26 protein-coding genes, 3 tRNA genes and 1 pseudogene are annotated in these 25,888 nt (G+C 68.5%); 13 read left to right on the top strand and 17 right to left on the bottom strand.

Features of this window, described 5'->3' with window-relative positions; all coding sequences use genetic code 11:
• Positions 1–5: 5 nt before the first annotated feature.
• Together CRO12_RS16230 and CRO12_RS16225 are read right to left on the bottom strand one after the other, a co-directional pair.
• Positions 6–1,379, bottom strand: a complete 1,374-nt coding sequence (locus CRO12_RS16230; protein ID WP_097064949.1) for a DEAD/DEAH box helicase — start codon at positions 1,377–1,379, stop codon at positions 6–8.
• 90 nt (positions 1,380–1,469) lie between these two features.
• Positions 1,470–1,940 carry a hypothetical protein gene (locus CRO12_RS16225; protein WP_245858557.1) on the bottom strand — a complete coding sequence of 157 codons (471 nt, stop codon included), beginning with the start codon at positions 1,938–1,940 and terminating at the stop codon, positions 1,470–1,472.
• Between the two features lie 82 nt (positions 1,941–2,022).
• Here CRO12_RS16225 and CRO12_RS16220 point away from each other — a divergent pair, with 82 nt between their 5' ends.
• On the top strand, positions 2,023–3,471 hold the full coding sequence (locus CRO12_RS16220) for an FAD-binding oxidoreductase (RefSeq protein ID WP_097064948.1): 1,449 nt from the start codon (positions 2,023–2,025) through the stop codon (positions 3,469–3,471).
• A 25-nt stretch (positions 3,472–3,496) separates the two neighbouring features.
• Positions 3,497–4,060, top strand: coding sequence for a cytochrome b (locus CRO12_RS16215; protein WP_097065138.1), 564 nt, complete (start codon positions 3,497–3,499; stop codon positions 4,058–4,060).
• A 175-nt stretch (positions 4,061–4,235) separates the two neighbouring features.
• On the opposite strand, the gene CRO12_RS16210 is transcribed toward CRO12_RS16215, so the two are convergent.
• Positions 4,236–5,072: an N-formylglutamate amidohydrolase gene (locus CRO12_RS16210; RefSeq protein ID WP_245858556.1), complete on the bottom strand. Its 837-nt coding sequence runs from the start codon at positions 5,070–5,072 to the stop codon at positions 4,236–4,238.
• 103 nt (positions 5,073–5,175) lie between these two features.
• Here CRO12_RS16210 and cpdR point away from each other — a divergent pair, with 103 nt between their 5' ends.
• Together cpdR and CRO12_RS16200 are read left to right on the top strand one after the other, a co-directional pair.
• Complete coding sequence (gene cpdR / locus CRO12_RS16205) at positions 5,176–5,553, top strand: cell cycle two-component system response regulator CpdR (RefSeq protein ID WP_097064947.1); 378 nt, start codon at positions 5,176–5,178, stop codon at positions 5,551–5,553.
• A gap of 56 nt (positions 5,554–5,609) precedes the next feature.
• Positions 5,610–5,684, top strand: a tRNA-Val gene (locus tag CRO12_RS16200).
• A 101-nt stretch (positions 5,685–5,785) separates the two neighbouring features.
• On the opposite strand, the gene CRO12_RS16195 is transcribed toward CRO12_RS16200, so the two are convergent.
• On the bottom strand, positions 5,786–6,151 hold the full coding sequence (locus CRO12_RS16195) for a hypothetical protein (RefSeq protein WP_097064946.1): 366 nt from the start codon (positions 6,149–6,151) through the stop codon (positions 5,786–5,788).
• A 255-nt stretch (positions 6,152–6,406) separates the two neighbouring features.
• Here CRO12_RS16195 and CRO12_RS16190 point away from each other — a divergent pair, with 255 nt between their 5' ends.
• The 4 genes and pseudogenes from CRO12_RS16190 to lysA all read left to right on the top strand — a co-directional run bounded on the left by CRO12_RS16190 (position 6,407) and on the right by lysA (position 9,587).
• Positions 6,407–6,937, top strand: a complete 531-nt coding sequence (locus tag CRO12_RS16190) for a hypothetical protein (protein WP_097064945.1) — start codon at positions 6,407–6,409, stop codon at positions 6,935–6,937.
• Positions 6,938–7,692: 755 nt separating this feature from the next.
• Entirely contained in the window at positions 7,693–8,079 is a 387-nt protein-coding gene (locus CRO12_RS16180; protein ID WP_245858555.1) for a methyltransferase domain-containing protein, read from the top strand.
• On the top strand, positions 8,076–8,321 hold the full coding sequence (locus CRO12_RS16175; RefSeq protein WP_097064944.1) for a hypothetical protein: 246 nt from the start codon (positions 8,076–8,078) through the stop codon (positions 8,319–8,321). Before CRO12_RS16180 ends, CRO12_RS16175 begins: the two co-directional genes overlap by 4 nt.
• Before the next feature lie 20 nt (positions 8,322–8,341).
• A pseudogene (gene lysA, locus CRO12_RS16170) lies at positions 8,342–9,587 on the top strand (diaminopimelate decarboxylase).
• 98 nt (positions 9,588–9,685) lie between these two features.
• Here the strand turns inward: lysA and CRO12_RS16165 are convergent.
• The 7 genes from CRO12_RS16165 to CRO12_RS16135 form a co-directional block, all read right to left on the bottom strand.
• The gene (locus CRO12_RS16165) at positions 9,686–10,555 is read right to left on the bottom strand and encodes an FAD:protein FMN transferase (protein WP_097064943.1); all 870 of its coding nucleotides are present in this window, start codon (positions 10,553–10,555) and stop codon (positions 9,686–9,688) included.
• A 92-nt stretch (positions 10,556–10,647) separates the two neighbouring features.
• Positions 10,648–11,490 carry a DUF4198 domain-containing protein gene (locus CRO12_RS16160; protein WP_097064942.1) on the bottom strand — a complete coding sequence of 281 codons (843 nt, stop codon included), beginning with the start codon at positions 11,488–11,490 and terminating at the stop codon, positions 10,648–10,650.
• Positions 11,491–11,503: 13 nt separating this feature from the next.
• On the bottom strand, positions 11,504–11,983 hold the full coding sequence (locus CRO12_RS16155; RefSeq protein WP_097064941.1) for a DUF2271 domain-containing protein: 480 nt from the start codon (positions 11,981–11,983) through the stop codon (positions 11,504–11,506).
• A gap of 11 nt (positions 11,984–11,994) precedes the next feature.
• The gene (locus tag CRO12_RS16150; RefSeq protein WP_097064940.1) at positions 11,995–12,621 is read right to left on the bottom strand and encodes a PepSY-associated TM helix domain-containing protein; all 627 of its coding nucleotides are present in this window, start codon (positions 12,619–12,621) and stop codon (positions 11,995–11,997) included.
• Positions 12,618–13,301 (bottom strand): Fe2+-dependent dioxygenase, encoded by a 684-nt coding sequence (locus tag CRO12_RS16145; protein WP_097064939.1) that lies wholly within the window; start codon positions 13,299–13,301, stop codon positions 12,618–12,620. Before CRO12_RS16145 ends, CRO12_RS16150 begins: the two co-directional genes overlap by 4 nt.
• A gap of 19 nt (positions 13,302–13,320) precedes the next feature.
• Positions 13,321–15,714 (bottom strand): TonB-dependent receptor, encoded by a 2,394-nt coding sequence (locus CRO12_RS16140; protein WP_097064938.1) that lies wholly within the window; start codon positions 15,712–15,714, stop codon positions 13,321–13,323.
• A 175-nt stretch (positions 15,715–15,889) separates the two neighbouring features.
• Positions 15,890–16,981 (bottom strand): DUF3616 domain-containing protein, encoded by a 1,092-nt coding sequence (locus CRO12_RS16135; RefSeq protein ID WP_097064937.1) that lies wholly within the window; start codon positions 16,979–16,981, stop codon positions 15,890–15,892.
• 503 nt (positions 16,982–17,484) lie between these two features.
• Here CRO12_RS16135 and CRO12_RS16130 point away from each other — a divergent pair.
• Positions 17,485–17,673: a hypothetical protein gene (locus tag CRO12_RS16130; RefSeq protein ID WP_097064936.1), complete on the top strand. Its 189-nt coding sequence runs from the start codon at positions 17,485–17,487 to the stop codon at positions 17,671–17,673.
• Between the two features lie 78 nt (positions 17,674–17,751).
• Here CRO12_RS16130 and CRO12_RS16125 read toward each other — a convergent pair.
• Positions 17,752–17,827 (bottom strand) — tRNA-Glu (locus CRO12_RS16125).
• 103 nt (positions 17,828–17,930) lie between these two features.
• Positions 17,931–19,304, bottom strand: a complete 1,374-nt coding sequence (locus tag CRO12_RS16120; protein WP_097065135.1) for a class II 3-deoxy-7-phosphoheptulonate synthase — start codon at positions 19,302–19,304, stop codon at positions 17,931–17,933.
• Positions 19,305–19,754: 450 nt separating this feature from the next.
• Between CRO12_RS16120 and CRO12_RS16115 the strand changes: the two genes are divergently transcribed.
• Complete coding sequence (locus CRO12_RS16115; protein WP_245858554.1) at positions 19,755–20,603, top strand: sulfite exporter TauE/SafE family protein; 849 nt, start codon at positions 19,755–19,757, stop codon at positions 20,601–20,603.
• Positions 20,604–20,618: 15 nt separating this feature from the next.
• Positions 20,619–21,737 carry a pyridoxal phosphate-dependent aminotransferase gene (locus CRO12_RS16110; RefSeq protein ID WP_097064935.1) on the top strand — a complete coding sequence of 373 codons (1,119 nt, stop codon included), beginning with the start codon at positions 20,619–20,621 and terminating at the stop codon, positions 21,735–21,737.
• Positions 21,738–21,745: 8 nt separating this feature from the next.
• Here CRO12_RS16110 and CRO12_RS16105 read toward each other — a convergent pair whose 3' ends face one another.
• Genes CRO12_RS16105 through CRO12_RS16090 form a run of 4 tightly spaced genes read right to left on the bottom strand, consistent with a single transcriptional unit; the run spans position 21,746 to position 24,908 of the window.
• Positions 21,746–22,192 carry an NINE protein gene (locus tag CRO12_RS16105; protein ID WP_097064934.1) on the bottom strand — a complete coding sequence of 149 codons (447 nt, stop codon included), beginning with the start codon at positions 22,190–22,192 and terminating at the stop codon, positions 21,746–21,748.
• 46 nt (positions 22,193–22,238) lie between these two features.
• On the bottom strand, positions 22,239–23,174 hold the full coding sequence (locus tag CRO12_RS16100) for a D-2-hydroxyacid dehydrogenase (protein WP_097064933.1): 936 nt from the start codon (positions 23,172–23,174) through the stop codon (positions 22,239–22,241).
• Complete coding sequence (gene cysS, locus CRO12_RS16095; protein WP_097064932.1) at positions 23,171–24,589, bottom strand: cysteine--tRNA ligase; 1,419 nt, start codon at positions 24,587–24,589, stop codon at positions 23,171–23,173. The genes CRO12_RS16100 and cysS overlap by 4 nt, the downstream gene beginning before the upstream one ends.
• A gap of 40 nt (positions 24,590–24,629) precedes the next feature.
• Complete coding sequence (locus CRO12_RS16090; RefSeq protein WP_097064931.1) at positions 24,630–24,908, bottom strand: PqqD family protein; 279 nt, start codon at positions 24,906–24,908, stop codon at positions 24,630–24,632.
• Between the two features lie 115 nt (positions 24,909–25,023).
• On the opposite strand from CRO12_RS16090, the gene CRO12_RS16085 reads away from it, so the two are divergent.
• Positions 25,024–25,097 (top strand) — tRNA-Cys (locus CRO12_RS16085).
• A 119-nt stretch (positions 25,098–25,216) separates the two neighbouring features.
• Positions 25,217–25,882, top strand: coding sequence for a protein-L-isoaspartate O-methyltransferase family protein (locus CRO12_RS16080; RefSeq protein ID WP_097064930.1), 666 nt, complete (start codon positions 25,217–25,219; stop codon positions 25,880–25,882).
• Positions 25,883–25,888: the final 6 nt, after the last annotated feature.

The following is a 25,888-nucleotide window of genomic DNA, read 5'->3' as shown; positions in this document are numbered from 1 at the left end:
GTCGCTCAGGCGCCGAGCTTCACGCCCAGGAACGCGGGAACCGGGCCGTTCCAGCCGTCGTCCGGCGTGGCGTCGACTGCGTCGGAGCGCCGCGGTTCGTCCCTACGCGGCCGCTCGGCGCGGGGCGGGCGCGGCCGCTCGGCAGGCGCGGCGGACGGCTCGGCCCGCTCCTGGGTGTCGGCCCGCTGCCGCTCGCGATCGCGCCCGCGCCGCGCCCGCGGCTCGCTTCGCGCCGCCGGCTCGTCGCGCGCGGGCCGCTCGTCCGCCGCGATCGTTTCGCGCTCGATCGTCTGACCGGTCAACTTCTCGATGTTCTCGATGTTATCGGCGTCCTCCGCCGTGATGAGCGTGTAGGCGGTGCCGGTCGCGCCCGCGCGCCCGGTGCGGCCGATCCGGTGGACGTAATCGTCGGGATGCCACGGCGCGTCGAAGTTGAAGACGTGGCTCACGCCCTTCACGTCCAGGCCACGCGCGGCGACGTCGGACGCCACCAGGATGTTGATCTCGCCGCGCTTGAACAGGTCGAGTTCGGCCAGGCGCTGCGCCTGCTCCATGTCGCCGTGGATCTCGCCCGAGCGGAAGCCGTAGCGCTGCAGGCTCTTGTTGAGCTCGCGAACCGTCGTCTTCCGGTTGCAGAAGATGATGCCGGTCTTCACGTCCTCGCGCGTCAGCAGCGCGCGAAGCACCTCGCGCTTGCGGTCGGCCTTCACCGGCACCAGCCGCTGCGTGATGTTGATGTTGGTCGTCGCAGGCCGCGCGACTTCAATCGTCTTGGGGTTCGACAGGAACTTGTCCGCAAGCTTCTTGATCGGCGGCGGCATGGTGGCGGAGAACAGCAGCGTCTGCCGGCTCTTGGGCAGCTTGGTGCAGATCTCCTCGATATCGGGGATGAACCCCATGTCGAGCATCCGATCCGCCTCGTCGATGACGAGCAGGTCGCAGCCGTTCAGCAGAATGTTGCCGCGGCTGAACAGGTCCATTAGCCGCCCGGGCGTCGCGATCAGCACGTCGACGCCCTTCTCCAGCGCCTTGACCTGGTCGCCCATTGACACGCCGCCGATCAGCAGCGCCATGGATAGCTTGTGATTGACGCCGTACTTCTCGAAGTTCTCGGCCACCTGCGCGGCAAGTTCGCGGGTCGGCTCCAGGATCAGGCTGCGGGGCATGCGCGCTCGGCTGCGGCCGTGGGCCAGGATGTCGATCATCGGCAGCACGAACGACGCGGTCTTGCCGGTGCCGGTCTGGGCGATGCCGATCAGATCGCGCATCATCAGCACGCTCGGGATCGCCGCCGCCTGGATGGGGGTCGGATCGCTGTACCCGGCGCCTTCCACGGCACGCAGCAACTCGTCGGAAAGGCCGAGGTCGGCAAAACTCATGCAAGATTGTCCGGATTGTGGCCTGCGCCCGTGCGGCGCTGGCGTCCGCCCCCGCGGGTCGCGGATTTACCTAGTTTTGTCAAGCAATCGTCAGCGCGCGGGCACCAGCGCGCGGAACGATTCGATCCGGCACTCGCCACCCGAGCGCGAGCGGATGGAGTCGCGATCGGCGCAGACCTTCCCGTCGCGCGGCATCTTGACGTAGAAACCCGAGTAGAAGTCGATCGCCGGGCAGTCGTCGTCGAAGCGCGCGCGCAGCCGCTTGCCGCCGTTCAGCAGCAGGTCGACACTGTCGCGGGTGGTGATCGTCGCCGCGGCGAGATTGACGACGGGCACGCACTTGTCCGTCTTCTTCTCGATCCAGCGGATCGGCGGCAGCGGCGCCGCGCCGGCAGAGAGCGGCGCCCGCCCGACCGGCAGCCGCGGTATCCGGATGATCAGCCGCTGCTGGACCGTGACCTGCGCGATGCGCGTCGAACCGGCACCGCGCTGCGCATCGGCCGCCGGCGCGGCGCAGGTGAGCGAGAGCGCGCCGAGGAGAAGGGCTCTGACCGGTGACATGGGTCTGGCGCCAATACGCTCCGGGATTGAACCGCCGATGAACTGGCGGTGACAGGCGGCCGATGCTAGTCGATCGCGTGTCATGACGCCACAGCAGTCGCGGCTGGTCGCCGCCGTCCGGTCCCGCTTCGGAGCACGCAGCGTATCGACCGATCCCGACGCGATCGCGCCGTGGCTGGTCGATTGGCGCGGCCGCTACCGCGGCGCGGCGCCGGCGATCCTCTCGCCCGGCTCGACGGAGGAGGTGGCGGCGATTGTCGCGCTGGCGGCCGAGTACGGCGTGCCGCTGGTGCCGCAGGGCGGCAACACCTCCATGGTCGGCGGGGCGACGCCGCCCGCCGACGGTCGGGCGCTGATCCTCAGCACCAGGCGGCTGAACCGCCTCCGCCGAGTCGCGCAAGACGACGGGCTGATCGTGGCGGAGGCGGGGGTCATTCTCCAGACGCTGCACGATGCCGCGGCGGCGGTCGGGCACCGCTTCCCGCTGGATCTCGGCGCGCGAGGCTCGGCGACCGTGGGTGGGCTCGCTTCCACCAATGCCGGCGGCGTGCAGGTGCTGCGCTGGGGCACGATGCGCGCGCTGGTACTGGGGGTGGAGGCGGTGCTGCCGGACGGCCAGGTCCACGATGGGCTCGCCGCGCTGAAGAAGGACAATCGCGGCTACGATCTCGATCAGCTGCTGGTGGGAGCGGAGGGCACGCTCGGCATCATCACCGCCGCGACGCTGCGGATCGTGCCGGCGGTGCGGGCGCGGGCGGTCGGCTGGGTCGGCGTCGACAGCCCCCACGCGGCGCTGGAGCTGCTGCGTCGTGCCGAGCGGGCGAGTGGCGCGGTCGAAAGTTTCGAGATCGTTGCAGGGCACAGCCTCGGCGAGGTGATCCGGCATATTCCGGACACGCGGTCGCCGCTCGCGCAAGCCTTTGCGTGGCACGTGCTGATCGAGGCGGTCGCTGCGGGTGAGGGCGCTGACGATCCACAGCGGGTGCTGGAAGACCTGCTCGCCGGTGCGCTGGCGGACGGCGTGATCGGCGACGCGGTGCTTGCCGCGAGCGAGGCGCAGGCGAAGGCGTTCTGGCGCATCCGCCATTCGCTGTCGGAGGCGGAGCGCGCGAGCGGCCCGGCGGTGCAGCACGACATCTCCGTGCCCGTGGCGCGCATGCCCGACTTCATGGTGGATGATGCCGCACGGGTAGAGCGGCGCTTCCCGGGTACGCGCACGGCCGCCTTCGGACATCTCGGCGACGGAAACGTCCACTTCCATGTCCGCGCGCCGGCCGGCGTCGACGGGCCGGCCTGGTATGCAGAGGAGGCCGGCGCCATCACGGCCTACGTCAACGACCTCGTGGTGGCCGCGGGCGGCTCGATCTCCGCCGAGCACGGGATCGGACAGATGAAGGTCGCCGAGCTCGCCCGGCTGGGTCCCGCGAGCCGGATCGCGGCGCTGCGCGCGATCAAGGCGGCGATCGACCCTCAGGCGCTGTTCAACCCGGGCAAGCTCGTGCCGCTTGCGGGCGAGGAAGCGCAGCCCTAGCCTGAGCCGGAGAGCAGGAGGGATGATGGTGGCGGACGCAGGTCGAACCGGGCACCGCTACACGCGCGGTGCCATTGCCTTCCACTGGACGATCGCGGCGGCCATCCTCTTCAACCTGTGGCTGGGCTTGTTCCACGAGAGCCTGCCGGGCAACTGGCGGGTCATGCCGGTCCACAAGGCGCTTGGCATCACCGTCCTCGTGCTGAGCCTCGCACGGCTCGGCTGGCGGCTGGCGCACAGGCCGCCCCCGTTTCCGCCGGCGCTGCCGCGCTGGGAGCGGACGCTCGCCAAGACGGCGCACTGGACCCTCTACGCGCTGATGATCGGCGTGCCGCTGTCCGGCTGGCTGATGGTGTCCGGCGCGGCGGTCAGGCGGCCACTCGACTGGTTCGGACTGTTTCCGCTGCCCTTCCTGCCGGTCGGCCCGAGCGTCGGCGGTGCCGCGCACGAGGCGCATGAACTGCTCGGCTACGCAACCGCGGCCCTGCTGCTCGTGCATATCCTCGCGGCCCTGCGCCACCACCTGATCCTGCGCGACGACACGCTGGTCCGCATCCTGCCTCGACTGCGGACGTCGCAACCGCACTGAGCCGGTAATTGTTTTCTGCCGGCACCTTGAACGCCACCGACCGCTCGCCTATATCTGTCTCGTACGGCTTCGTGTCCCCCCTTTCGCGAGGTCGTACGACATGCCCTCGGGCATGTCTCCTCCCTGAACCTTGGCCACTCCGGGCTTGTCTCGGGGTGGCTTTTTTCTTGGACGGCTACTCGGCGGCGAGAGCCGGCAGCACATCGTCCGCGGCCGCCGCGAACAGGTCGCGAACGAAGGCCACGGTGCGCGCGAAGCCCGGACCTAGCGCGCGGCCGACCGCATCGAGGTACACTGCGCGGTCGAGCTCGATCTGCACCGCGTGGATGCCTCTGGCCGGGGCGGCATGCCGGTCGAGAATGTGGCCGCCGGCGTAGGGTGTGTTCAGCGTCACGGGCAACCGGTGCGCACGCGCCGTGGCCTCCAGGCGTGCGATCAGCCCGCCGCCCGCGCTCCGCCCGAAGCGGTCGCCGATTACGACGCGCGCTGCGTTCGGAGTGCCGAGCGACGGCATCGAGTGCAGGTCCACCAGCACGGCGGTGCCGTAGCGGGCCCGGGCGGCAGCGAGCGCCGCCGCAACGCGGGCGTGGTAGGGACGGTGATCGGCGTGGATGCGCTGAGCGACCTCGTCCGCCGACCAGCGCCGCCGCCACAACTCCGCGCTGCCGGTCGCGCGGCGCGGGATCAGCCCCAGTCCACTTCGCACTTTGGCGGAGGGGTGGGGAGCAGCACTCGCGTCCGCGCCCTCGTCGATGCGGGGATCGCGCTCATGCTCTGCACGGTTGAGGTCGATCCAGGCGCGGGCGCGCCGTGCGATGATGAGCGTCTCATGACCGTGCGCCGCGCGGGCGACCTCGTCGACCAGCCGATCCTCCAGCGGCAGCAACGAGTCGACGCTGCCGCGCAACGCACTGCGCAGCGTCAAGGGATAGTCCCGCCCGGCGTGCGGCACCGACACCACGACGGGCGAGCGCGGCTCCGGCGGGCCGTAGCAGTCGAACGAAGAGTCCACGTTTTGGTGCTAGCCACTGCACCGCGCGGCGACAATGCCGCGCGACGACACTGGCATTTTGCGGCGGTGCAGCGCATAACACCGTCACTTCGCGGAGTTTCCAATGATCAGGATCCTGCTGGCCGAGGATGATGCGGTGATGCGTCAGTACCTCACCCGCGCGCTCGAACGCTCCGGCTACGGCGTCACCGCGGTGGATCGCGGAACGGAGGCGCTGCCGCTTCTGCAGGCGGACCGGTTCGACCTGCTGCTCACCGACATCGTCATGCCCGAAATGGACGGGATCGAGCTTGCGCAGCGCTGCGCCGAGATCGCGCCGGACACGCGTGTCATGTTCATCACGGGCTTCGCGGCGGTGACGCTGAAGGCGGGCAAGACGATGCCGCAGGCGCGCGTGCTGTCCAAGCCGTTCCATCTGCGCGACCTGGTGCTGGAGATCGACCGCATGTTCGATGTCGAGAGCGCGAGCGGCCACAATTAATCGCTTCAGGGGTGTTGCGCGCCGCGGCGACCGCCGCTAGACGCGCCCTTCCCCGTGGGCGTGTAGCTCAGTGGTAGAGCACTGTGTTGACATCGCAGGGGTCGCAAGTTCAATCCTTGCCACGCCCACCACCAAAAGCCCGCCCAAGTCGCTGACTGGGCGGGCTTTTTACTTTGCTACCGCGCTGGTTCAATGAGGACGCTTGCCGGCGCAAGACGCGCTGGTCTTCATCCTACATCGCAGCCAGCGCGAACAGGCTGGTGGAGAGGGCCGCCACGGTCACCTCGTTGCTCCGCCACCGGGTCGGCGGTAGATCGTCGATCGACCAGGCCCAGAGCAGCCCTGCGAGCAGATAACCGGCCGCGAAGATGAGGTACCGGCGTGGTTCGACGCCAGGCAGGAGGCAGAGGATGCCCACCATCGACAAGAGAACGGCGCTGCCTGTCACAAGGTAGCGCGAGCCGGACGCGCACCGGGACCATGTCCAGGTGGCGAACAGTCCCGCAAGCTGCATCGCAAGGAGCCCGGGGAAAGCAGCATAGGTAAGATGCACCGCTGAGCTCCTCTTTGATGGCAGCCCGAACTGCATGTCGAGCATTGGAGAGCGAGGCTGCATACCGATCGCGATCGACAGCAACGTCGGCCGATCTGACGCTCGAGACGTTGGTTTTCGAGAGCGATCCCGGTGATCCGCGTAGCGCCGGCATAGCGGCGCTCGGTGTCGGCGCTGGCACCACTGGCAACTCACAGCCTCCGCGTCGATCATTACGCCGCTGCTATGCGAAAGCGGTCAATCGCTCTCGAATTGCTATGCCGGGGTGGATAGCTCGGCTGCCGCAAGCGAGTTGGCGAAATGGCAGTGTGGCTCAGAAAGCGGCAGGCGGACATCGCGCTGCGTGCATCAGGTATCCTGCTCGGCTGGATGGGCTATCTCGCCTTCGCCGAGTTGCTCCATCTGCACACGCAAGCGCATTCGGCCAACCTGATCGACCATGCGCTCGCCGCTGTCAGCTTCGTCGCGGTGGGTGGCGCAGCGGCGTTGCTGTTGCTCGGCCGGCGCCTGTTCGACGAGATCGACGTGAGCGCCCGCTGGCGGCCCTGCGCCGATACCCCGACAATGTATCTTCAGGAAGGCAGCATTGTGTTCAAGGACGCTGGTCCGGCAAAGTCTCGGGTAAGCCGCGCTTCGGACGGCGGTTGGATCGTTCGCGATGGCGCAAACGTTTCGATTGGCAGGTTCCCGTCGGCTCGAGCCGCGTACCAGTTCGTGCAGGCACAGCGGGCCGATGATTGTGCAAGCCCGGCTGGCGGCGCAAATCGTGTGCGCGGTCGCCTGACGTTGCCCGCGAAGCCGCCGTATCGAAATGAGGACAGCCGTGGCTAGCGTGCCGCCGCGCCTATACGGCATGATCATGCTGGCGGCGTCCTGCGGGTCGACGCTGGCGCACAAGCGGGTCTTCGACGCTCCGCCACACGGACCAGCTCAGCTTGCCGAGTTCGCGCTGGCGATGCTTACCTTCACGCTGGCGGCGACCGGTATCTTGCTCCTGATTCACGGCGCCGCTCTGTTAGCGCGCCGAACAGCGCCGGGAGGCCGGCGAAGTGACCGCGACGGACCCACGCACTGGTCGGCATCATCGTCACAAACGGCATCATCGTTCGACACCGCGCTATGCGCTTTCCCCAGATCGATCTCGAAAGGCTATGGCCCCGCGCGTGACTCAGCCGTCGCGAGTGCAGGACGCTCGCTTATAGAAGGCGTGAGAAGGCGACATGTCGTCCGAACCCATCCCGAAGCCCGACGATCGCGGGACGGTGACTCGTTCAGGACAGCGGCGGCAAGCTGGAGCGGTTCGTCTCGCGCCGCGCTGAGCTTCGCGGAGGCGGAGCGCCAGATCTACCACGCTAGCGTCGAGAAGGCGCCGGTGCCGCTGGTGCCGCTCGTCTCCTTCGCTCCCGTCTCGCCGGCGGAGCGCGTCGTTCCACGCGCCTTGAGGAACTGCTTCGATGATTGTTCGACTGAAATCGGCCGCGGCGCTGTCCCGTCGGTCGGCGCGCCTGCCGCGATCGTGCGCCTCGCCCGGCGCGCGGCCCGTTCGTGCGGACCCGCGTTGGTCCAAGATTGCGGGAACACTGGCGATGCTGCGTGAGCAGGGCCGCCATGCCGTCCGCATCGTCGATGCAGATTGCGGCAGCGGTGCGCTGTTGATCGAGGCCGCGCGGCACGCCCGCGCGCTGGGTTTCACCGCGATCGAGGGTAGGGGAATCGACGGGTCGCCCGCGATGATCAGTCGCGCCCGCATCGCTGCCGCCGGGCTGCAGGAGCCGGCGATCGGCGTCTCGTTCGAGTGCGTCGATCTGCTCACCGCGCTTGCCGCGGAGACCGAGTTGCCGGCCGACCTCGTGCTGTGGTCCGGCAAGATGCATCCAGACCATCGTGTCGAGCTGGCCGCAGCCGTCGCCGCTGCCGGCAGCTGCGTGATCGCTGCCGCGGTGCTGCATGAGAGCGGAAGGCATGCCGCATGACCTTGCGTGATCTCCGGTGGAGGTTGGGAGGCTCCGCGCTGACGGCCGCCTCCTGTCTCGTAGCGCTGGCGCTCGACATGGGGGTGGCCACCGTTCCGCTTTTCCTGTTGGCGCTGCTCGGGTTGCCGCTGATGATCCATGGTAAACGGCTCGCGCAGTTGTTCCGTGCAGAGCGCGGCGGGCATTGTCATACCGCCGATGTGGTTCATGCGGCGCGGTTGCGCCGGCAGCGCAGGCGATAGCTGGCATGACCGCTTATCTCATGGCGAGCCACCCGCCGTTCTTCGCCTATCGGAGCGGCGTGCTGCACGTAGAGGATGTCGCGCTCACCCGGATTGCGGACATGGTAGGAACGCCGGTCCACGTCTACTCGGCCGGCGCGCTCCGGCATGCCGCGGACGAGTTCACGGCCACCGTTCACCATCTGCCGGGCGCGCGCACCACTTTCGCGGTCAAGGCCAACCCGAACACGGCGGTACTCCGCCTGCTTGGCCGAGCGCGGCTACGGTGCGGACATCGTGTCCGGTGGCGAGCTGCGGCGGGCGCTCGGTGCCGGCATGAACCCGCGAGACGTCGTCTTCTCGGGCGCCGGCAAGACCAACCGGGAACTTTCGGAGGCACTTGAGGCACGGATCGGCCAGTTCAACCTCGAGCTGGAGGAGGAGGGCGAGGTGCTCGCGCGGCTGGCGCACGGACGCGGGATGCGGGCGCCGTCGCTCCTGCGGGTCGACCCGGACGTCGACGCCGGCACCCACGCCAAGATCTCGACGGGGAAGCGGGAGAACAAGTTCGGCGTTGCCACCGCCGACGCGCCGGCGATGTACGACCGGCTCGCGCGGCTGAACGGGCTCGACCTTCGCGGGGTTGCGCTGCATATCGGCAGTCAGCTGAGTGATCTTGCCCCGCTCGAGGCGGCCTGAGATCGGATCGGCGCGTTGGTGTTCGAGCTGAGACGCCGCGGCCACACGAGCACGCGGGTCGACCTCCGCGGAGGGCTTGGCATTCCTTACGGTCCGGAAGATCGGCCACCATCACCTGCGGCGTACGGACAGATGGTCGCGCGGATGACGCGGGAGTGGAAAGTCGGGCTGACGTTCGAGCCCGGGCGGGTCATGGCCGGGGCGGCCGGCGTCCTCCTCACCCGCGTCATCTGGGTCAAGCCCGGTGCCTCGCACCCGCTCGTCAGCGTCGACGCGGCCATGAACGACTTGGCACGTCCGGCACTCTACGGCGCGCCTCACCGCCTCACCGCGGTGAGAGCCGACGGCGAGGCGATGGTCGCCACGATCGCCGGGCCGGTATGCGAAACCGGCGATACATTCGGCGTCGCGCAGACCATCGACCGTGTCGCTCGCAACGACCTGGCGGTGTTCCACACCATGGGTGCCTACGGAGCCGCGATGGCGTCGAGCTACAATTGTCGGCCGCTCGCTCCACAGTCGCATGTCGACGGCGCGGACGTCGCCGTCGTCGGTGATCGCCTCCTCCCGGCTGAGAAAGCGCTTTAGCGACAACCGGAGACCAGTTGAGAGGGGACGTGCTCTGTGTTGTCCCTCACTTCGTCAAAGGCATCTGAGCTCGATCGCGTTCCCGAGCCTCCGATTTCTCACATGCACAGCATGCGAGCCATCGCAGGAGTGAGATGTTCAACGGCACCACTGTCTGCGTGAGTGATGATGCGCGCAGCGACGTTCATGTCACGAAAATCATCGTTCGGGAACGCGATCGTCCATGCCGTGGCGAGCGCATCGGCGAGCATCGCCGTCTCGGCAAGGACACTGACCGACGCGACATTGTTGTCGGACGGACGTCCGTTGCGCGGATCGATCGAGTGAGCGCCGCGCACGTAGTTTCCGGATGTTGCGACGGCGATGCCGTGGAGAGCAGCGCGGATCGGCTCAACATTCAATCCGGGTGGTGACTCCAGGTCTACCCACCATGGTGAGCCGTCGGGCTGGACACCTCGACCGACTAGTTCGCCGCCGACTTCGACGAGGGCGTGGACCAGACCGCGCGCACCGAGCAGGTCGGCGATCGCGTCTGCGGCGTAACCCTTGGCAATCCCCGACAAGTCTAGCGACAGGCCTCCTGGCTGGCGCAGGCGACGCGCCGCTGGATCCCAGCGGAGCCTGCGCCAGCCGGATACCGCCAGAGCCTCAGAGATCGCGGCGTCGTCCGGCGTCGGCTTGGGCCCTGGCGGCCCGAAACCCCAGAGGTCGACGAGCGCACCGATCGACGGATCGAAAGCGCCGTTGCTCACCGCAGCGACACGCAATGCCGTGTCCATCACGGACGCTAGGTGATGCGGCAAGGTTATCCAGCTTCCGGCGGGTGCGCGATTAAAGGCGCACAGCCGTGATGCCGGGTTCCAGTGGCTCAGCTGATCATCGAGCGTCGCGAGAAGCGCCTTGATCGCCAGCTGAACGCCGTCCGGGGCATCAGGTCCCACGTAGAGGACCCGCCAGGTCGTTCCCATCGTCTCGCCCTCGAGCGCGACGATCGGTTTGGAGGGGTCGAGCCCGGCAAAAGCGGCCGGATCGATGATCTCCGGCAGTGCAATCCGGGTGGTCAGGGTGTCATGACCTCGAGCGTGGTCGTGTAGCTGAGCCGCCGACCTGCAGCGCGCGGGACAGACGCCTTCGCGTCCTGGTAGGTGGTGTTCAGCCAGTACATGCCGGCCGCCGGCCAGTCGACCGACAGCACGCCATCGCTACCAGTCGTCAGTTCCCGCGCGCCCTCCGCATCGCGGTAGCGCTTGCCGCCGGGTACGACCGTGACCTTCAGTCCCGCCGCCGGCTTGCCGTCGACCAGGAAGCGGAACCTTGCCGTCTCGCCCGCCACGAGCTCGTCGGGATGCGTGATCGCGTCGAGCTCCAGCCCCTTGCCGGTCGGCGTGAGGACGGTGCGGGTCGGCTCGCCTGCCGTCACGAAGATCTCGTTGCGTGCGCCGACCTCCGTCAGCTGCACGTCGGACGCATCGGCCGGGATCTCGGCAACCGTCAAGGGCGCAATCCGCTCGCCGTTCGGCCCGGTGCCCGGGCGGCCACCGACCCGCTTCTCGACCCCGCCGACCTTGAAGCTTCCCATGAGCGCGCTTGTCTCGGTGCCGATCTTCCAGGTACCCGGCTTGTCGAGCCGGACGTCGAACACCGATCGGTAGCGGCCGGTCGATCCGTTCTGGATCTGCCCGGCCGTTCCGTCGGGCTGCCACACCTTCATGCCGTCCAGCCGGCCGGGCTGATGGTCGGCGTAGAACAGGTCGTTCGACGCGGCCATGTCCACCGTCACCCAGCTGTCGGTGCCCGAGAAGATCGTGCCCGACGGCAGCAGCCATAGTCGATGCGCGGAGAGCCCGGCGGGAACCGCGAGCAGCGCGGCCGCGGCAAGCAGGCGAAGGGCGAGGGTCTTCATGCTGGATCGCTCCTCAACGAGCCGAAAGGGTGACGGCGCCGAGCTCATGACTGCCGGCAGCGCGGGCAGCCTTGGTCGGAACGGTCAGCGGCAGTTGAACCAGTTCGCGACCGCCGGTCTCACGCGCGGCCTCCACGTTCAGCGTGTAGGCGCCCGGCTTCAGGTCGGCGGGCAGTGGGATGGTGTGGGTGCCGGGGGGACGGGTCGCGCCGCTCACCCCGTTCGCCGGCATCTGGAGGCTGCGCCCGCCCTTGCGCCACCAGGCTCGCAAGTCGGCCAGCCACTTGGTGCCGGGCTCGTTGCCGCGCTTCTTGGTGTCGTACCAGATCGCCAGCGTGCGCGCCGCGCCGCCGCCGGCCGGCTCAATCCAGACGGCGACGTATGGCCGGTGATACTCCGCGACGGACAGTCTGGGGATGGTGACGCTGACCGTGCCCGCGGTGGCGGGGGCGGCCACCGCGCCGGCGACTAGCATGGAAGCGACGAAGCGCATGGGCGGGTCCCTCAATGGATCAGCAAAACGGCGAGGAGCGCGGGCAGTACGAGCCCGGCGGCGACGATCGGCCAGGTGCTCGGGCGGTGACGGGCGTGCAGCTGGAGCAGCAGCAGCCCGGTCAGCGTGAACAGGATGCAGGCGGCCGCGAAGACGTCGATGAACCAGAACCACGCCGCACCGGTATTCCGTCCCTTGTGCAGGTCGTTCAGGTAGCTGATCCAGCCGCGATCGGTAATTTCGGCCGTGATCGCGCCCGACGCCCGGTCGATCGACACCCAGGCGTCGCCGCCGGGGCGGGGCAGGGCGACGTAGACCTCTCCGTCGGACCATTCGGCGGCGCTGCCGTGCGCATCCAGCTCGACCGCGGCCGCGACGGCATCGGCGACGGCGCTCGGCAGGGGTGCCGCGCCAGACCCGTCGGCGAGTTGCGGCAATAGCGATTTGGGCAGCGTGCCGGTGCGCTCCGACGTCACCGGCTTCGCCGACAGCGATCCGGCGTGGTTGAGCGTGATGCCGGTGACCGAGAAGAGCAGCATCGCGGCGAGCGAGATCGCCGCACTCACCCAGTGCCAGGTGTGTAGCTGCTTCAGGTACCAGCCGCGCCACCGACGCTTCGGCTTCACCACCGCGGTCATGCGTCGGCCCAGCGACGCAGGAGGTTGTGATAGATGCCGGTCAGCTCGACCGTCGCGCGGTCGCCGGTGCCCTGCGCCGCGGCCACCCGCTGGACCGCGCGATCGAGGTCGAACAGGATGCGGCGCTCGCCGTCGTCGCGCACCATCGACTGCACCCAGAAGAAGGAGGCGACGCGGGTCCCGCGGGTGACCGGCTCGACGCGGTGGAGGCTCGAAGCCGGATAGAGCACCGCGTCCCCGGCGCCGAGCTTCACCCGCTGCTCGCCAAACACATCCTCGACCACCAGTTCGCCGCCGTCATAACTGGCCGGATCCTCGAGGAACAGCGTGCAGGACAGATCGCTGCGCAGGCGGAAGTCGGTGCCGCGCTTCAGCCGGACTGCATTGTCGACGTGGGTGTCGAACGCCTGCCCTCCGGCGTAGCGATTGAACAGCGGCGGGAAGATGCGCAAGGGCAATGCCGCGGCAATGAACAGGGGGGACTGACCCAGCGCGTCGAGCACCAGCCGGCCTGCCTCCAGCGTTGCGGCGTCATCCTGGATCAGCTGCTCGTTGCGTTTGGCGAGCGCCGCCTGCGGCCCCGATGTCGCGTTACCGTCCACCCAAGAGCCCGCGTCGATCACCGCGCGAACACGCGCGACGCCTTCGGCATCGAGGAGAGAGGGGATCGCGACCAGCATCTGATACTGCCTAGCAAGATCAGAAATTGTGGAACAGGCCGATCGTTGCCTGCCGCCGGTCGCCCGGCGTCGCCCACCCGCCCGTCACGCCGGTCGTCGCGCTGACGTTGTTGCGGACGCCCGTCACGTACTTCTCGTCGGTGAGGTTCTGGACGTTCAGCTGCACCGTCCACCGCGATGCGATCGTGTAGGCGGCAAAGGCGCGATGGATCAGATAGTCGGGCACCCTGAACTGCGCGAGCGTGCCTGCGACCGGCGCATTGGTGACGAACGGGCCCTGGTAGTTGAGGCCGTAGCCGAGCTCCAGCCCGAACGGCAGCTTGTAGGTGGTGAACAGGCTGCCCGAATGCTCCGGCGTCTGGAGCAAGCGCTGCCCCGCCTGAAGATCGACGACGCCCGCCGCCTGGTCGCGATCCGAGATGCTCTGGAGCACCTTGCCATCGAGATAGGTGTAGTTGGCGAAGACGGTCCAGGCCCGCGTGATGTTGCCCGACGCGCCAAGCGCGATGCCGTCGACCCGGCTACGACCGTCGAGCACCTGGAGGCTCGCTGGCAGCGCGGGATCGTTCGACGGCACGCGGAAGTTGGTGCGCTCGTTGCGGAACAGCGCGGCGGTTAGCTCCAGCCGGCGGCCGAACAGACCGGCCTTGACCCCCACCTCGTAGTTGCGCGCGGTCTCCGGCGCGACCGCGCACGGATCGGCGGCGCTGGCGCTCGCGGGAACGCCGCAGCCGAGACGCACGGTCGTCGACGAGGGAGAGGTCGAGTTGCCGTAACCGCCATAAAGGCTGACGTCCTCCACCGGGTGGAACACAGCGCCTGCGCGCCAGGAGAAGAGCCGCTCCCGGCTCACCTGCGGCTGCGCCTGAAGAGGGGTGAGCGGCGTCGTTCCCGGCGGAACGACGGCCAGCGGCACAGCGCGGAAGTCCGCCCGCTGATACTCCCAGCGAACACCGCCGTTCAACTCGAAGAAGCGGTTAAGCTCCAGCGTGTCGAACGCGTAGACGGCGATGTTCTGCGTCTCGCCGCGCGAGATCGACGTGGTGATGTCGTTGACCGGACCGGTGTAGGTCGTGTCCGGATTACTGATGTTGATCAGCGGCAGCGGCGACACCGCCGTGCCGTTCGCGGTACGCAGCAGCGATCCCTGGCGGAGATGGTAATCCTCGATCGTGCCGGACAGGCCGACGTTGAGCACGTTGCGCAGGCCGCCTCGCGCGCCATGCTCCAGACGAACGTCAGTCTGGTTGTAGAGGAGCTGGTTCTCCTGCTCCCGCACCAGGCCGCGCGGTCCGGAGGGCAGGTAGAAGCCGGCGGGCACGTTCGCCGGGCAGGCCGCACCAACGCTGGCGCCGGGCGTCGCGGTCACCGGCTGGCGCCCGGTCGAGGCAAGGCAGAAGGTCCCCTGCGGCGCCGACGTCACGCTCAACTGGCCGACCCGCTGCCAGCGGGATAGGTTACGGACGGACGCGCCGGCACCGAAATCATGGCGGAAGGTCGCGGTCAACCGATCGACCGTGATGTCCTGCCGGTCGAGGTTGACGATTCCGTAATAGGCGCTGCGATCGAAGTCTGGCGGGAACCCGTCGAACAGCCCGTTGTCGAAATAGGGAACGCCGAACAGCGGGGTGTTGCGGTCTTCCTGATGGACGTAGCCGATCGTCAGACTGGTCGGGCCGGCGAAGCCGATCGTGACGGCGGGGGCGACGCCCCAGCGCTTGAAGCGTTCGACGTCGCGGCCCGGCACGTCGTTGCGGTGATAGGCGGCGTTCAAACGCACCGCGATGAGGTCGCTCGCGCGGACGTTGCTGTCGATCGCTCCTCGGTAGTAGCGATCGGTGCCGACCGCCCCCTGAACGATGGTGAGGGTTTCGCCGGTCGGCACCTTGCTGACCAGGTTGATGGTACCGCCGACGCTGCCGCTGCCGCTGAAGACGCTGTTGGCACCATTGTAGACCTCGACCTGCTGTAGGTTGAAGGGGTCGGTGCGGCTGTACTGCGCACTGTCCCGGACACCGTCGACGGTGACGTCGTTGTTCGCCGAGTAGCCGCGCAGGTTGATCGAGTCACCGTATCCGCCACCGCCTTCACCGGCGCCGAAGGTGATGCCGGGGATGGTTTGGAGCACGTCACGCAGCGTCTGGAGGTTCTGCTTGCGGATCGTCTGTTCGCTCACCACCGTGATAGTCTGCGGCGTATCGAGCAGGGCAGAGGTGGCCTTTGGGCTCTCGACCTGAACGGGCGCACTCTGCTTCTGTCCCGTCACGACGATGTCGCGATCGCCGGTCGCGGTCTGCGTGGGCGGCAGGTCGCGCTTGGTCGTTGCCGGTGAAGCGACTTCGTTCTTGTCTGCTGCCAGTGCCGGCGCGGCCGCGAGGAAGCTCACACAGCCGAGCGCTAGATAATTGTTCATCGTCGTGCCCCTTCGCTGCTTGTGCTATTGCGAAGCGATCGCAGTGTCAACGCAAATGCGAGTCATTCTCGACTGGAATGAGGGAAGGAGCGCAACGAGCGATTCGCTGCCTTGAGCAGGTAGTCAGTCTTATGCGGAGCGGTTTGCGGCAGGATGTGGATTGGGCCAGGCAGCGTTAGCGCAGCACATTCAGATCAAACACGTCGCACGAGATGCTACGCCGATCCGAATCAACCCGCCACGCCGCTGGCGAGTCACAGATGACCAGGAGCTGGCGCGCGCCGTCCTGTTCAACAACGGCCAGTGCCTCCGGGTGATCGTCACCCCGGCCGAAGGGCAGCTCGACGATGCGCTCGGGCCGGTGGAGTCGGACGGCGTGCTTGTGCTCGGGCGGATTACCGGCCCAGTCGCGCCAGCGGTACACGGCGCACGGACCATCGAGCGCGGTCGTCGGCCCGGCCAGGATCAGCAGGTCATCGCCAACCCGCTTCAGATCGCGGATGCCGAGCCCCTCCAAGTCCAACAACCGCTTGTAGACCGGGCCGTCTATCTTGAGGTCGCCGCCCTTTTGGTTGACCTCGAACTCGAGCAGAACCGCGTAGGTCTGGATCACCGGCCCGCGCATGCCGAGCGCCACGCGGGGAAAGCAGACGGCAATGCCTTCGAGATCGACACCGCCCTCCTTGGCCGGGATTCTGGTAGAGGGACCGATCAGCGGATCCTTCGCCAGCGCCCGCGAGAGCAGGTTGCCGTGCTTGGTGCGCTTCAACACCTGCGCTCGCCGATCGCCGGCGTTCGCGACGGGTGCAAGCAGGCGGGGCTCGACCGAGTCCGCCGCGAGCGGCAGGCGCGCGAGCAGGCATCGCGCGCGCGTGTCCTTCAGGTCGGCGTAAACGGTGAGATCGAGCCGCTCGTCGTCACGTTTCTTGAGCTTTGGTCGGGTCCGCGCATGCGAACCGAGCACCCACAGCCAACCGTCATCTTCGGCAAGTCCCTCGATATCGGCTTCCTCGCCCGAGGCCACGTCGAGACACTCGATGAGCGAGGTGCGACCGGCACTCACCCATCGCTCGCCGTTCCAGGAGAGGCGTTCCACGGCGACGCCCTCATCGCTGCCGAGGAACAGGGTCGAGCCGATCCGCACCGCGGCGGAGAGATCCAGGATCGGATCATCCTCACCGTCCGCCGCGGGTGCAAGCTGGAGCAGGAGGTGACCAGAAGGCTGTGTAAGCGCCGGCCATCCCGCCCGATCGTGTCGAACAGTCACGTCATGGGGCCTTGTTCGATCGAGAAAGGCCGGGCCGAACCGGTTCCCAGTAGCGAGTTTCGCCCTTGCACAAGTGTTATCCTGCCTCGCAGCCTACGCTACAACCCGTACGGAAGGCGGACCGAGCCGCTCGGCCTCAAGCGTCATAGGTGGTCGGACCGTAGGTGTTTGGGCTGCACGAGAAGTTTTTGAAGGCGAGTGTGAAGCGGGCCGCCGATCCGGGGTACGAGGGAGCTTGTCGGTCGATCTGGGGACTCGTCATCTGCCGACCTTGAGCTAAGCGATCAGACGGCTCGCTGGCTGACACCGGCAACTAGGCGGAGTTCGATAGGGCGTAAGCGGGCCTGACCGACAGCATCCGCGATTCGTGGCAGCCTTGCCGACTTGACCTCTCGCGTTTCAGCTTAAGCGAGCCGAATGGTGAGCATTCTTGGGCAACTGGCAACGCTTGGTCCGATGCCCGTGCGACGGCGCGTAGCACTTGGCTGCTGCATCCCGAGCCCATGAGCGATGTCGCCTTCGGAACCGCGAGCCGCGCCAGCTGGTCGAACGACAGCCGCGAGGGCGGTGCGGTAATCGACACAACGGACGCCGTCGGGGCCAACCTGATCGGTCAAGGTTCGACTGAACTGTCGGCGCGACGGTCCGTCCCGGCTGCCCGCCCGCTGATCCTGGCGCGGGCAAGCGCGTGATCGAGGGCATGAACGTCCCAATAACGGGAGCAAACCCGAAGCAGACGAAGGCCTATGAATGCGCGAAACTCAACGCTTTGGTGACCCCTACGGGACTCGAACCCGTGTTTTCGCCGTGAGAGGGCGACGTCCTAGACCGCTAGACGAAGGGGCCGTGCAAGCGGGAGCGGGGCCATTAGGGCGGGCGGTCGGGGACGTCAAGCGGGTTCGGTCGGGCGCAGCGCGCCGTTCCGCTCACGCCACACGCGACCGCGCGGTCAGGCCGCGATCTTGCGCCGTTCCGCCATTTCCAGGTTGAGCATCTCGGCCAAGAGGAACGCGAGTTCCAGGCTCTGCGAGGCATTGAGGCGCGGGTCGCAGTGGGTGTGGTAGCGATCGGCGAGCGACTGTTCGGTCACGTCGACCGCACCGCCGGTGCACTCGGTCACGTTCTGCCCGGTCATCTCGCAGTGAATGCCGCCGGCGAAGCTCCCTTCTGCGCGGTGCACGGCGAAGAATCCGCGGACCTCCGCCAGGATCCGCTCGAACGGTCGCGTCTTGTAGCCGTTCGCCGCCTTGACGACGTTGCCGTGCATCGGATCGCAGCTCCACACCACCGGATGCCCCTCGCGCTGGACGGCGCGCACCAGCTTGGGCAGGCCGCCTTCGATCTGATCGTGGCCGTAGCGGGTGATCAGCGTCATGCGACCGGGCACGCGCGCCGGGTTGAGCGTGTCGAGCAGGCGAATCAGCACGTCCGGCTCCAGGCTCGGCCCGCACTTCATGCCGATCGGATTGCCGATCCCGCGCAGGAACTCGACGTGCGCCGACCCTTCGAAGCGCGTGCGGTCGCCGATCCACAGGAAATGCGCGGAGGTGTCGTACCAGTCGCCGGTCAGCGAATCCTGCCGGGTCAGCGCCTCCTCGTAGCGGAGCAACAGCGCCTCATGGCTGGTGTAGAACTCGGTGGCCTTCAGCTGCGGCACGCGGTCGGCGTCGATCCCGCACGCGGCCATGAAATCGAGCGCCTCGCCGATCCGGTCGGCCAGATCCTCATACTTCTTGGCCCAGGGCGACCGCCCCATGAAGTCGTGGGTCCAACGGTGGACCTGGTGGAGGTTCGCGTAGCCGCCGCTTGCGAAGGCGCGCAGCAGGTTGAGCGTCGCCGCCGACTGCGAATAGGCTCGGATGAGCCGCTGCGGATCGGGCGAGCGACCCTCCGGCGTGAAAGCAATGTCGTTGACGATGTCGCCGCGGTAGCTTGGCAGCTCGACGCCGCCGACCTCCTCCATGCCGGACGAGCGCGGCTTGGCGAATTGTCCGGCCATGCGGCCGAGCTTCACCACGGGCAGCTTGGAGGCGAAGGTCAGGACCACCGCCATCTGCAGGATAACCCGAAAGGTGTCGCGAATGTTGTTCGGGTGGAACTCGGCGAAGCTCTCCGCGCAGTCGCCGCCCTGCAGCAGAAAAGCCTTGCCGGCCGCGACCTGCGCCAGATCGTCAGTCAGTGCGCGCGCCTCGCCGGCGAAGACCAGGGGCGGGAATCGGCCGAGCTCGGCCGTCGCGCGGTCGAGCGCCGCCGCGTCCGGATAATCCGGCATCTGCCGCGCATCGGCGCTCCGCCAGCTCTCCGGGGTCCAGCGCGCGGCCATGTCACTTCCTTCTGTTCGTGCCGGCAGCGCCCAGTCGGCGTGGTCGGCGATCCCGTTTGCGGCAATCTGATTGGCGGCCTTCGCGCCTGCGCGCTTGCCGTCCTCCTCCCAGCCCTGAACCGTGCTGCCAGGCGTGCCGAACCATGCGCCGAAGGCGGCGCGGCTGAGCCCGCGTTCCTCGCGAAACTGTCTGATTTTCGTGCCGGCGACCGTCGTCATCGCGGTCGCTTACCCGGATGGGGTAAGTATGACAAGCCTCTGTCGCTGTTTGCAGATTGCCATGTTGCTGATAGCCTCGTTGCACCGGCGACTCGCAGCGTCGGCCAAGGCGGATCGCCCCCGGGTACAGCGACATGCGGCCCGGTCACGAGACGGCCGCCGGTGGAGAGGCACGAGGAAGCACTTCATTCGACCCAGCGAAAGGGGATCGATGCTGCTTGCCGTCGCTTCATGGCTGCGTTGTCCGCAATGTCGGTGACGACCTTCTATCCTGCGGTCGCGGGCGCGGCGATGCTGGGCGCGGGCGTGCTCGCCGGTTTCGCGGCCGGGCTGTTCGGGATCGGCGGCGGCTTCGTGGTCGTGCCGGCGCTGTTCGCGGTGCTGCCGCTGCTCGGCGCAGTGCCCGGTGAGCTCGCCCATGTGGCGATCGGCACCTCGCTGGCGACCATCGTCGTCACCTCGGCGCGCTCGACCCAGGCGCACGCGCGCCGCGGTGCGGTCGACTTCGCGCTGCTGCGTGCCTGGGCGCCGTGGATCGTCGGCGGCGTGGGGCTCGGCGTATTGCTCGCCGCGCGGGTCTCGGGCAATGGGCTCGCCACCATCTTCGGCACGGGCGTGTCGCTGATGGCGCTGCACTTCCTCTTCCCGCTGCTCAGCCGCCGGCAGGTTGCCGAGACCATGCCTTCAGGGGCGGCGCGCGCGGGGATCGCCGGCGGGCTCGGCGCCTTCTCCTCGCTGCTCGGCATCGGCGGCGGCACAATCGCGATCATCGTCATGACGCTGTGCGGCAAGTCGATCCACCGCGCGATCGCTACCGCGGCGGGGATCGGCTTCATCATCGCGCTGCCCGGCATGATCGGCTTCATGGCGATCGGCCGCGACGCGGCGGGACTGCCCTGGGGCTCGCTCGGCTACGTCAACCTGCCAGCGGCGGTGGTCATCACATCCGCCTCCATCCTGACCGCGCCGGTGGGCGTCGCAACCGCGCACCGGCTGAGCCCGGAGGTGCTCGGCCGCGTCTTCGGGCTCTACCTGCTGGCGATCGGCGCACTGATGATCCGTAACGGACTGAACCACTGAGAAGGGGAGCACGCGATGGGACTGGAGCTTTCACGCCGCACATTGATCGGAGCCGCCGCCGCCGGCGGCGCGCTGGTGGCGAGCGGGCGCGCACGCGCTGCCGAGCCGGCGGGGGTCGCGACACTGTTCGGCCCCGAGCCGGGGATCGCGCTGCTGAGCCGCAACGAGAACCCCTATGGTCCGGCCCCCAGCGCGGTCGCGGCGATGGCGGAATCGGCGGCCAAGGGCTGCTACTACGCCGACACCGGCTATCGGCGGCTGACCGCCATGATCGCCGAGCGGTTCGGAGTCACGCCGAAGCACGTCGTGATCGGCTCCGGATCGTCGGAGGTGCTGAGCGCAATCGCGCTGATGACGATCGGCAAGGGGCCGACGGTCGCCCCCGACCTCTACTGGGATACGACCACGCTCTATGGCGAGCGACAGGGGGCAAAGACGATCCGGGTCGCGATGCGGCCGGACATGGGGATCGACCTGGACGCGATGGCGGCGGCGGCGACGCCGGGCACGGCACTCGTCCACGTCTGCAACCCCAACAATCCGACCGGCATGCTGATCGACGGGCCGACCATGGCCGCCTTCGTCCGCAAGGTGTCGCCGGTCGCGCCGGTGCTGGTCGACGAGGCGTACAATGAGCTGACCGAGGTGCCGGAAGCGTCGTCGGTCGCCTCCCTCGTGAAGGAGGGCGCGAACCTCATCGTTTGCCGCACCTTCTCCAAGATCTATGGCATGGCAGGGCTCCGTGTTGGCTACGCGCTGATGCAGCCGGCGCTGGCGCAGCAGGTCCGCGGGTACCTGATGAGTTTCGGCGGCTCGAGCGCGGGGCTGGCGGCCGCGATCGCATCGTTCAACGACACGGCCTTTACCCGCTTCTCCAAGCAGCGGATCGTGGAGGCACGCGGCATGATGGAGGAGGCGGTGAAGCGCAGCGGCCTCACCGCGCTGCCGAGCCAGGCCAACTTCCTGTTCGTGAAGGTGCCCGACGCGAACGCCGTGCAGAAGGCGATGGCCGAGCACGGCATCCTGATCCGCGGCGCCTATGGCAAGTGGACCGGCTACTCGCGGGTCAGCACCGGGCGGATCGAGGATGTTCAGCGCTACGTCGCGGCACTGCCGCAGGTGGTCCGCGCGTAGCGGGGCGATCAGTTGTAGCGGCGGTCGAACTCGCCGTGATCGAGGCCGAGCAGGCGGGCCGTGTCGATCCACGCCCAGGGCACCGTGATCAGTAACCCGATCACGGTGCAGCTGAGCGCCAGCACCAGCACGCCGCTGAGCGTACGATCGGTGTAGAAGCGGTGGGCGCCGAGCGCGCCGAGGAACAGGGCGAGCAGCGCAGCGATGAACTTGCTGCGCCGCTTGCGCGGGGCGGGCCGGTCGGCGAGCAACGGAATCGCATCGTTGGCGGGCACCGGCAGGCGATAGATGCTGAGCGCGCGGTCGCTCGCCGCCTCGAAGTCGACCAGCGCGCCAATCGCGGGCTGGTGGCGGTCGCTCCAGTCCTCCGGACGAAAGCGGTAGCGGCGGCCGTCGTCGCCCGCGATCTGCCCGTCGCCGCTGTGGCGGTCCACTCCCAACACCTGTCCGCGCATGCCCGTTCCTCCCGGCCGGGAGGATTGGCGGGGGCGGCGCGGGGCGTCAATAACCGCGCTGCAGATCGACCTGATTGGCGAGCGGCGCGCCCGTACGGAACGCGGCCAGGTTGGCGAGGAACAGCTGCGCGGCCTTGGCGAACATGCTGCGCTGGCTGCGCCCCGACAGGTGCAGGCTGTGGATCACGCCCGGCGCTTGCCATAGCGGATGATCGGCAGGAAGCGGCTCCGGCGTGACGGTGTCGAGGAACGCGCCACCGATCCGCCGCGCAAGGAGCGCCGCGATCAGCGCGTCCTGGTCGACCATGTCGCCGCGCGCCATGTTGATCAGCCACGCCTCCGGCCGCATCGCCGCGAGTTCGGCCGCACCGATCATCGCCGCGGTATCGCTCGTACCGGGTGCGGCAAGGATCACCCAGTCGGACGCGGGCAGGTGCGGTCGCCAGTCGTCCGGTCCTAGCGTGCCGTCTCGCCCCGAACGTGTGACGCCGGTCACCACCACTCCGAAGGCCGCGAGCCGCGCCCCGATCAGCCGCCCGATCGTGCCGTAGCCGATCACCAGCGCGCGGCTGCCGTCGAGCTCGATCGAGCCGGGCGGGGCGGTGGTCCACTCGCGCCGGTCGGCCTGGCGCACGACCTGGTCGAAGCGCTTGGCGGCGACCAGCACGCCCATGACCGCGTAGTCGGCGACCGCAGCGGCGTTGATGCCGGTGCCGTTGGTCAGCATCGTGCCACGCGCCGCCAGCCGCCCTAGATCGAACGCGTCCACGCCGGCGTAGATGGTCGACACCCATCTGGCGGTTGTCGCCTGCGCGACGATCGCGGCGGTGTCGGCCGGGGATTGCTGGTCGACCCAGGCGATGTCGGCGTCGGCGATCGCCGCCTCGGCCGACGCACGATCGGTGAACCAGTGGACGTCCAGATCGCCCGGCAGATCGGCCTCGAGGAGCGGACGGGCGAGGGCGGGCAGGACAGCCTTCATGCGTCGGGCTTCCACTCCCAGCCGAGCGGGTCGCCGTCCATCACCTCGACGCCGTGGGCGGAAAGCTTATCCCGGATCGCGTCCGACCGCGCGAAGTCCTTGGCGGCGCGGGCGTCCTTGCGCGCGGCGAGCGCCTGCTCGACCGCGTCAGCTTCGATCGTCGCCGCGGCGGGGCGGACGCGCAGGTCGGCCCGGGTCAGCGTGTCGAGCCCGAGCCCGAGCATCCGGTCGATCTCGATCGCCGCCGCCAGCCGGTCCCCCGCCTGCCGCTTGCCCGCGACGACGGTCTCCAGCGCGACGAGCGCGCGGGCGGTGTTGAGATCGTCGGCGATGGCCGCGCGGGCCTCCGCCACCTCCGGCAGCGCCCGATCACCGGCGGGTTCCGCCTCACACCGCGCGCGTAGCCGCTCGACAGCCTGCACCAGCCGCTTCAGCCGGGTGAAGGCGGCCTGGAGATTGTCCCAGCTGAACTCCAGCTCGCTGCGGTAGTGCGCCTGGAGGCACAGCAGGCGATAGGCGAGGGGGTGGTAGCCGGCGTCGACCAGCCGCTGGAGCGTCAGGAACTCGCCGGTCGACTTCGACATCTTGCCGCGGCGGTCGACCAGAAAGTTGTTGTGCATCCACCACCGCGCGCCGGGATCGTCGCAGCCGCAGAAGGCTTGATTCTGCGCAATTTCGTTCGGGTGGTGAATCTCGCGGTGGTCGATGCCGCCGGTGTGGATATCGAAGGGGTGGCCGAGCCGCGCGCGGCTCATCACCGAGCATTCGAGGTGCCAGCCCGGCGCCCCGCGGCCCCAGGGCGAGTCCCACTCCATCTGGCGCTGCTCACCCGGCGGTGAGCGCCGCCAGATCGCGAAATCCTGCGGGTTGCGCTTGCCCGATACCGGATCGATCCGGCTCTCGCCCTCGTCAGTCGCCGCGCGGGCGAGCGCCCCATAGTCGGGCACACGTGATACGTCGAAGTAGAGCCCGCCCTCGATCAGGTAGCAGTTTCCTTCGATCGCGCGCGCGAACTCGATCATCTCGGGCACGAAATCGGTGGCGACCGTCCACTCGGCCGGGGCCACGATGTTGAGCCGGGCGACGTCGCGCTTGAACGCGTCGGTATAGTGGGCGGCGATCTCCCAGATCGACTGGCCGCGGGTCGCGGCCGCGCGCTCCATCTTGTCCTCGCCCTCGTCGGCATCGCTGGTCAGGTGGCCGACGTCGGTGATGTTGATGATGTGGGTGAGCGCGTAGCCTTCCGAGCGGAGCGCGCGGCCGAGCGTGTCGGCGAACAGGAACGCCCGCATGTTGCCGATGTGCTGGTAATTGTAGACGGTCGGGCCGCAGGTGTAGACCCGCGCTTCGCCGGGGCGGATCGGCGTGAACGGCTGGAGCGAGCGGGTCAGGCTGTTGTAGAGGGTGAGCGGCATGGGCCGGCGTCTACCGCCGCGCACCCGGCGCGCCAAGCGCTCAGGCCGGGGTCAGCGTGACCAGCCCTTCACCCTCCAGATCGCGCAGCAGCGCCAGCACGTCGCCGCGGACCTCGTCGGGCTCGATCTCGTACTCGGCGGACAGCGTCTCGCACAACTGCGTGACGGTCTGCGGTGCGGCGATCAGCCCCCAGATCCGCGTGGCGGTGGGATTGAAGCCGTAGGCCTGACCACGCTCGATGTGCAGTCCCATCAGCTCGCCGTCGACTTCCGCCTCCAGCAGCCCGTCCCCGCGCGTGACCAGCAGATCGTCATGCATCGCACTCTCCCTCGCGCCGCACCGCGCCCCTAGCCGCGGGGACACCGCCTGCGCAATCACCCGCGCCTTGACAGGTCAGGTCCTGCCGCGCATCTGCCCCCCTCCACCGCACCGAGGCCCGATGGCGGAGTGGTGACGCAGCGGACTGCAAATCCGTGCACGCCGGTTCGATTCCGGCTCGGGCCTCCACGCGGCGGCGCTTCCGATTGTAAACGCATGTTGCTTGGCGGCCCGCGCCGCACGCGCTAGGTCTGGAACCAGCAACTACTGTATTGCAACACTAACACAGTTGTGCGACAGCAAGGGACATGATGGACACGAGCACCCCCAGCGTCACCGAGCACGCCCGCCACGCGATGGTGGCGAGCCAGCTGCGCACCACCGCCGTCAACGACGCGCGGGTGATTGCGGCGATGTCGACCATCCCGCGCGAGCGCTACGTGGGGGAGGCGAACGCCGAGATGGCGTACCGCGACCGGCCGCTGCCGCTTCCCGGCGGGCGCCAGCAGAACACGCCGCTCGCGACCGGGCGGTTGCTGACGGAGGCGGCGATTGAGCCGACCGACAAGGTGCTACTGATCGGTGCGGCCGGCGGCTACACGGCCGCCGTGCTGGCCGAGATCGCGGCGACGGTGGTCGCGGTCGAGGAGGATGCGGTGCTCGCCGAGCGCGCCCGGGCGAACCTGGCTGACTGGCCGAACGTCACGGTTGTCGAGGCGTCGCTGAAGGCCGGCGCGCCCGACCACGCGCCCTTCGACGCGCTGGTGGTGGACGGCGCGGTCGAGGAGTTGCCGGAGGCGTTGGTGGCACAGGTCCACGCCGGCGGCCGGATCGTCTCCGGCGTGGTCGATCGCGGTGTCGCCAAGCTCGCGCGGGGTGCGCGCAGCACGAACGGCTTCGCCCTGCTGCCCTTTGCCGATATCGACTGCGTGGTGCTGCCCGGGTTCGCCCGGCCGCGCGCCTTCACCTTTTAAGGCATT

Source organism: Sphingomonas guangdongensis, assembly GCF_900199185.1.
GTDB lineage: Bacteria > Pseudomonadota > Alphaproteobacteria > Sphingomonadales > Sphingomonadaceae > Sphingomonas > Sphingomonas guangdongensis.
The sequence above is the reverse complement of the archived record's forward strand: the minus strand, read 5'-3'. Positions and strand labels throughout refer to the sequence as shown.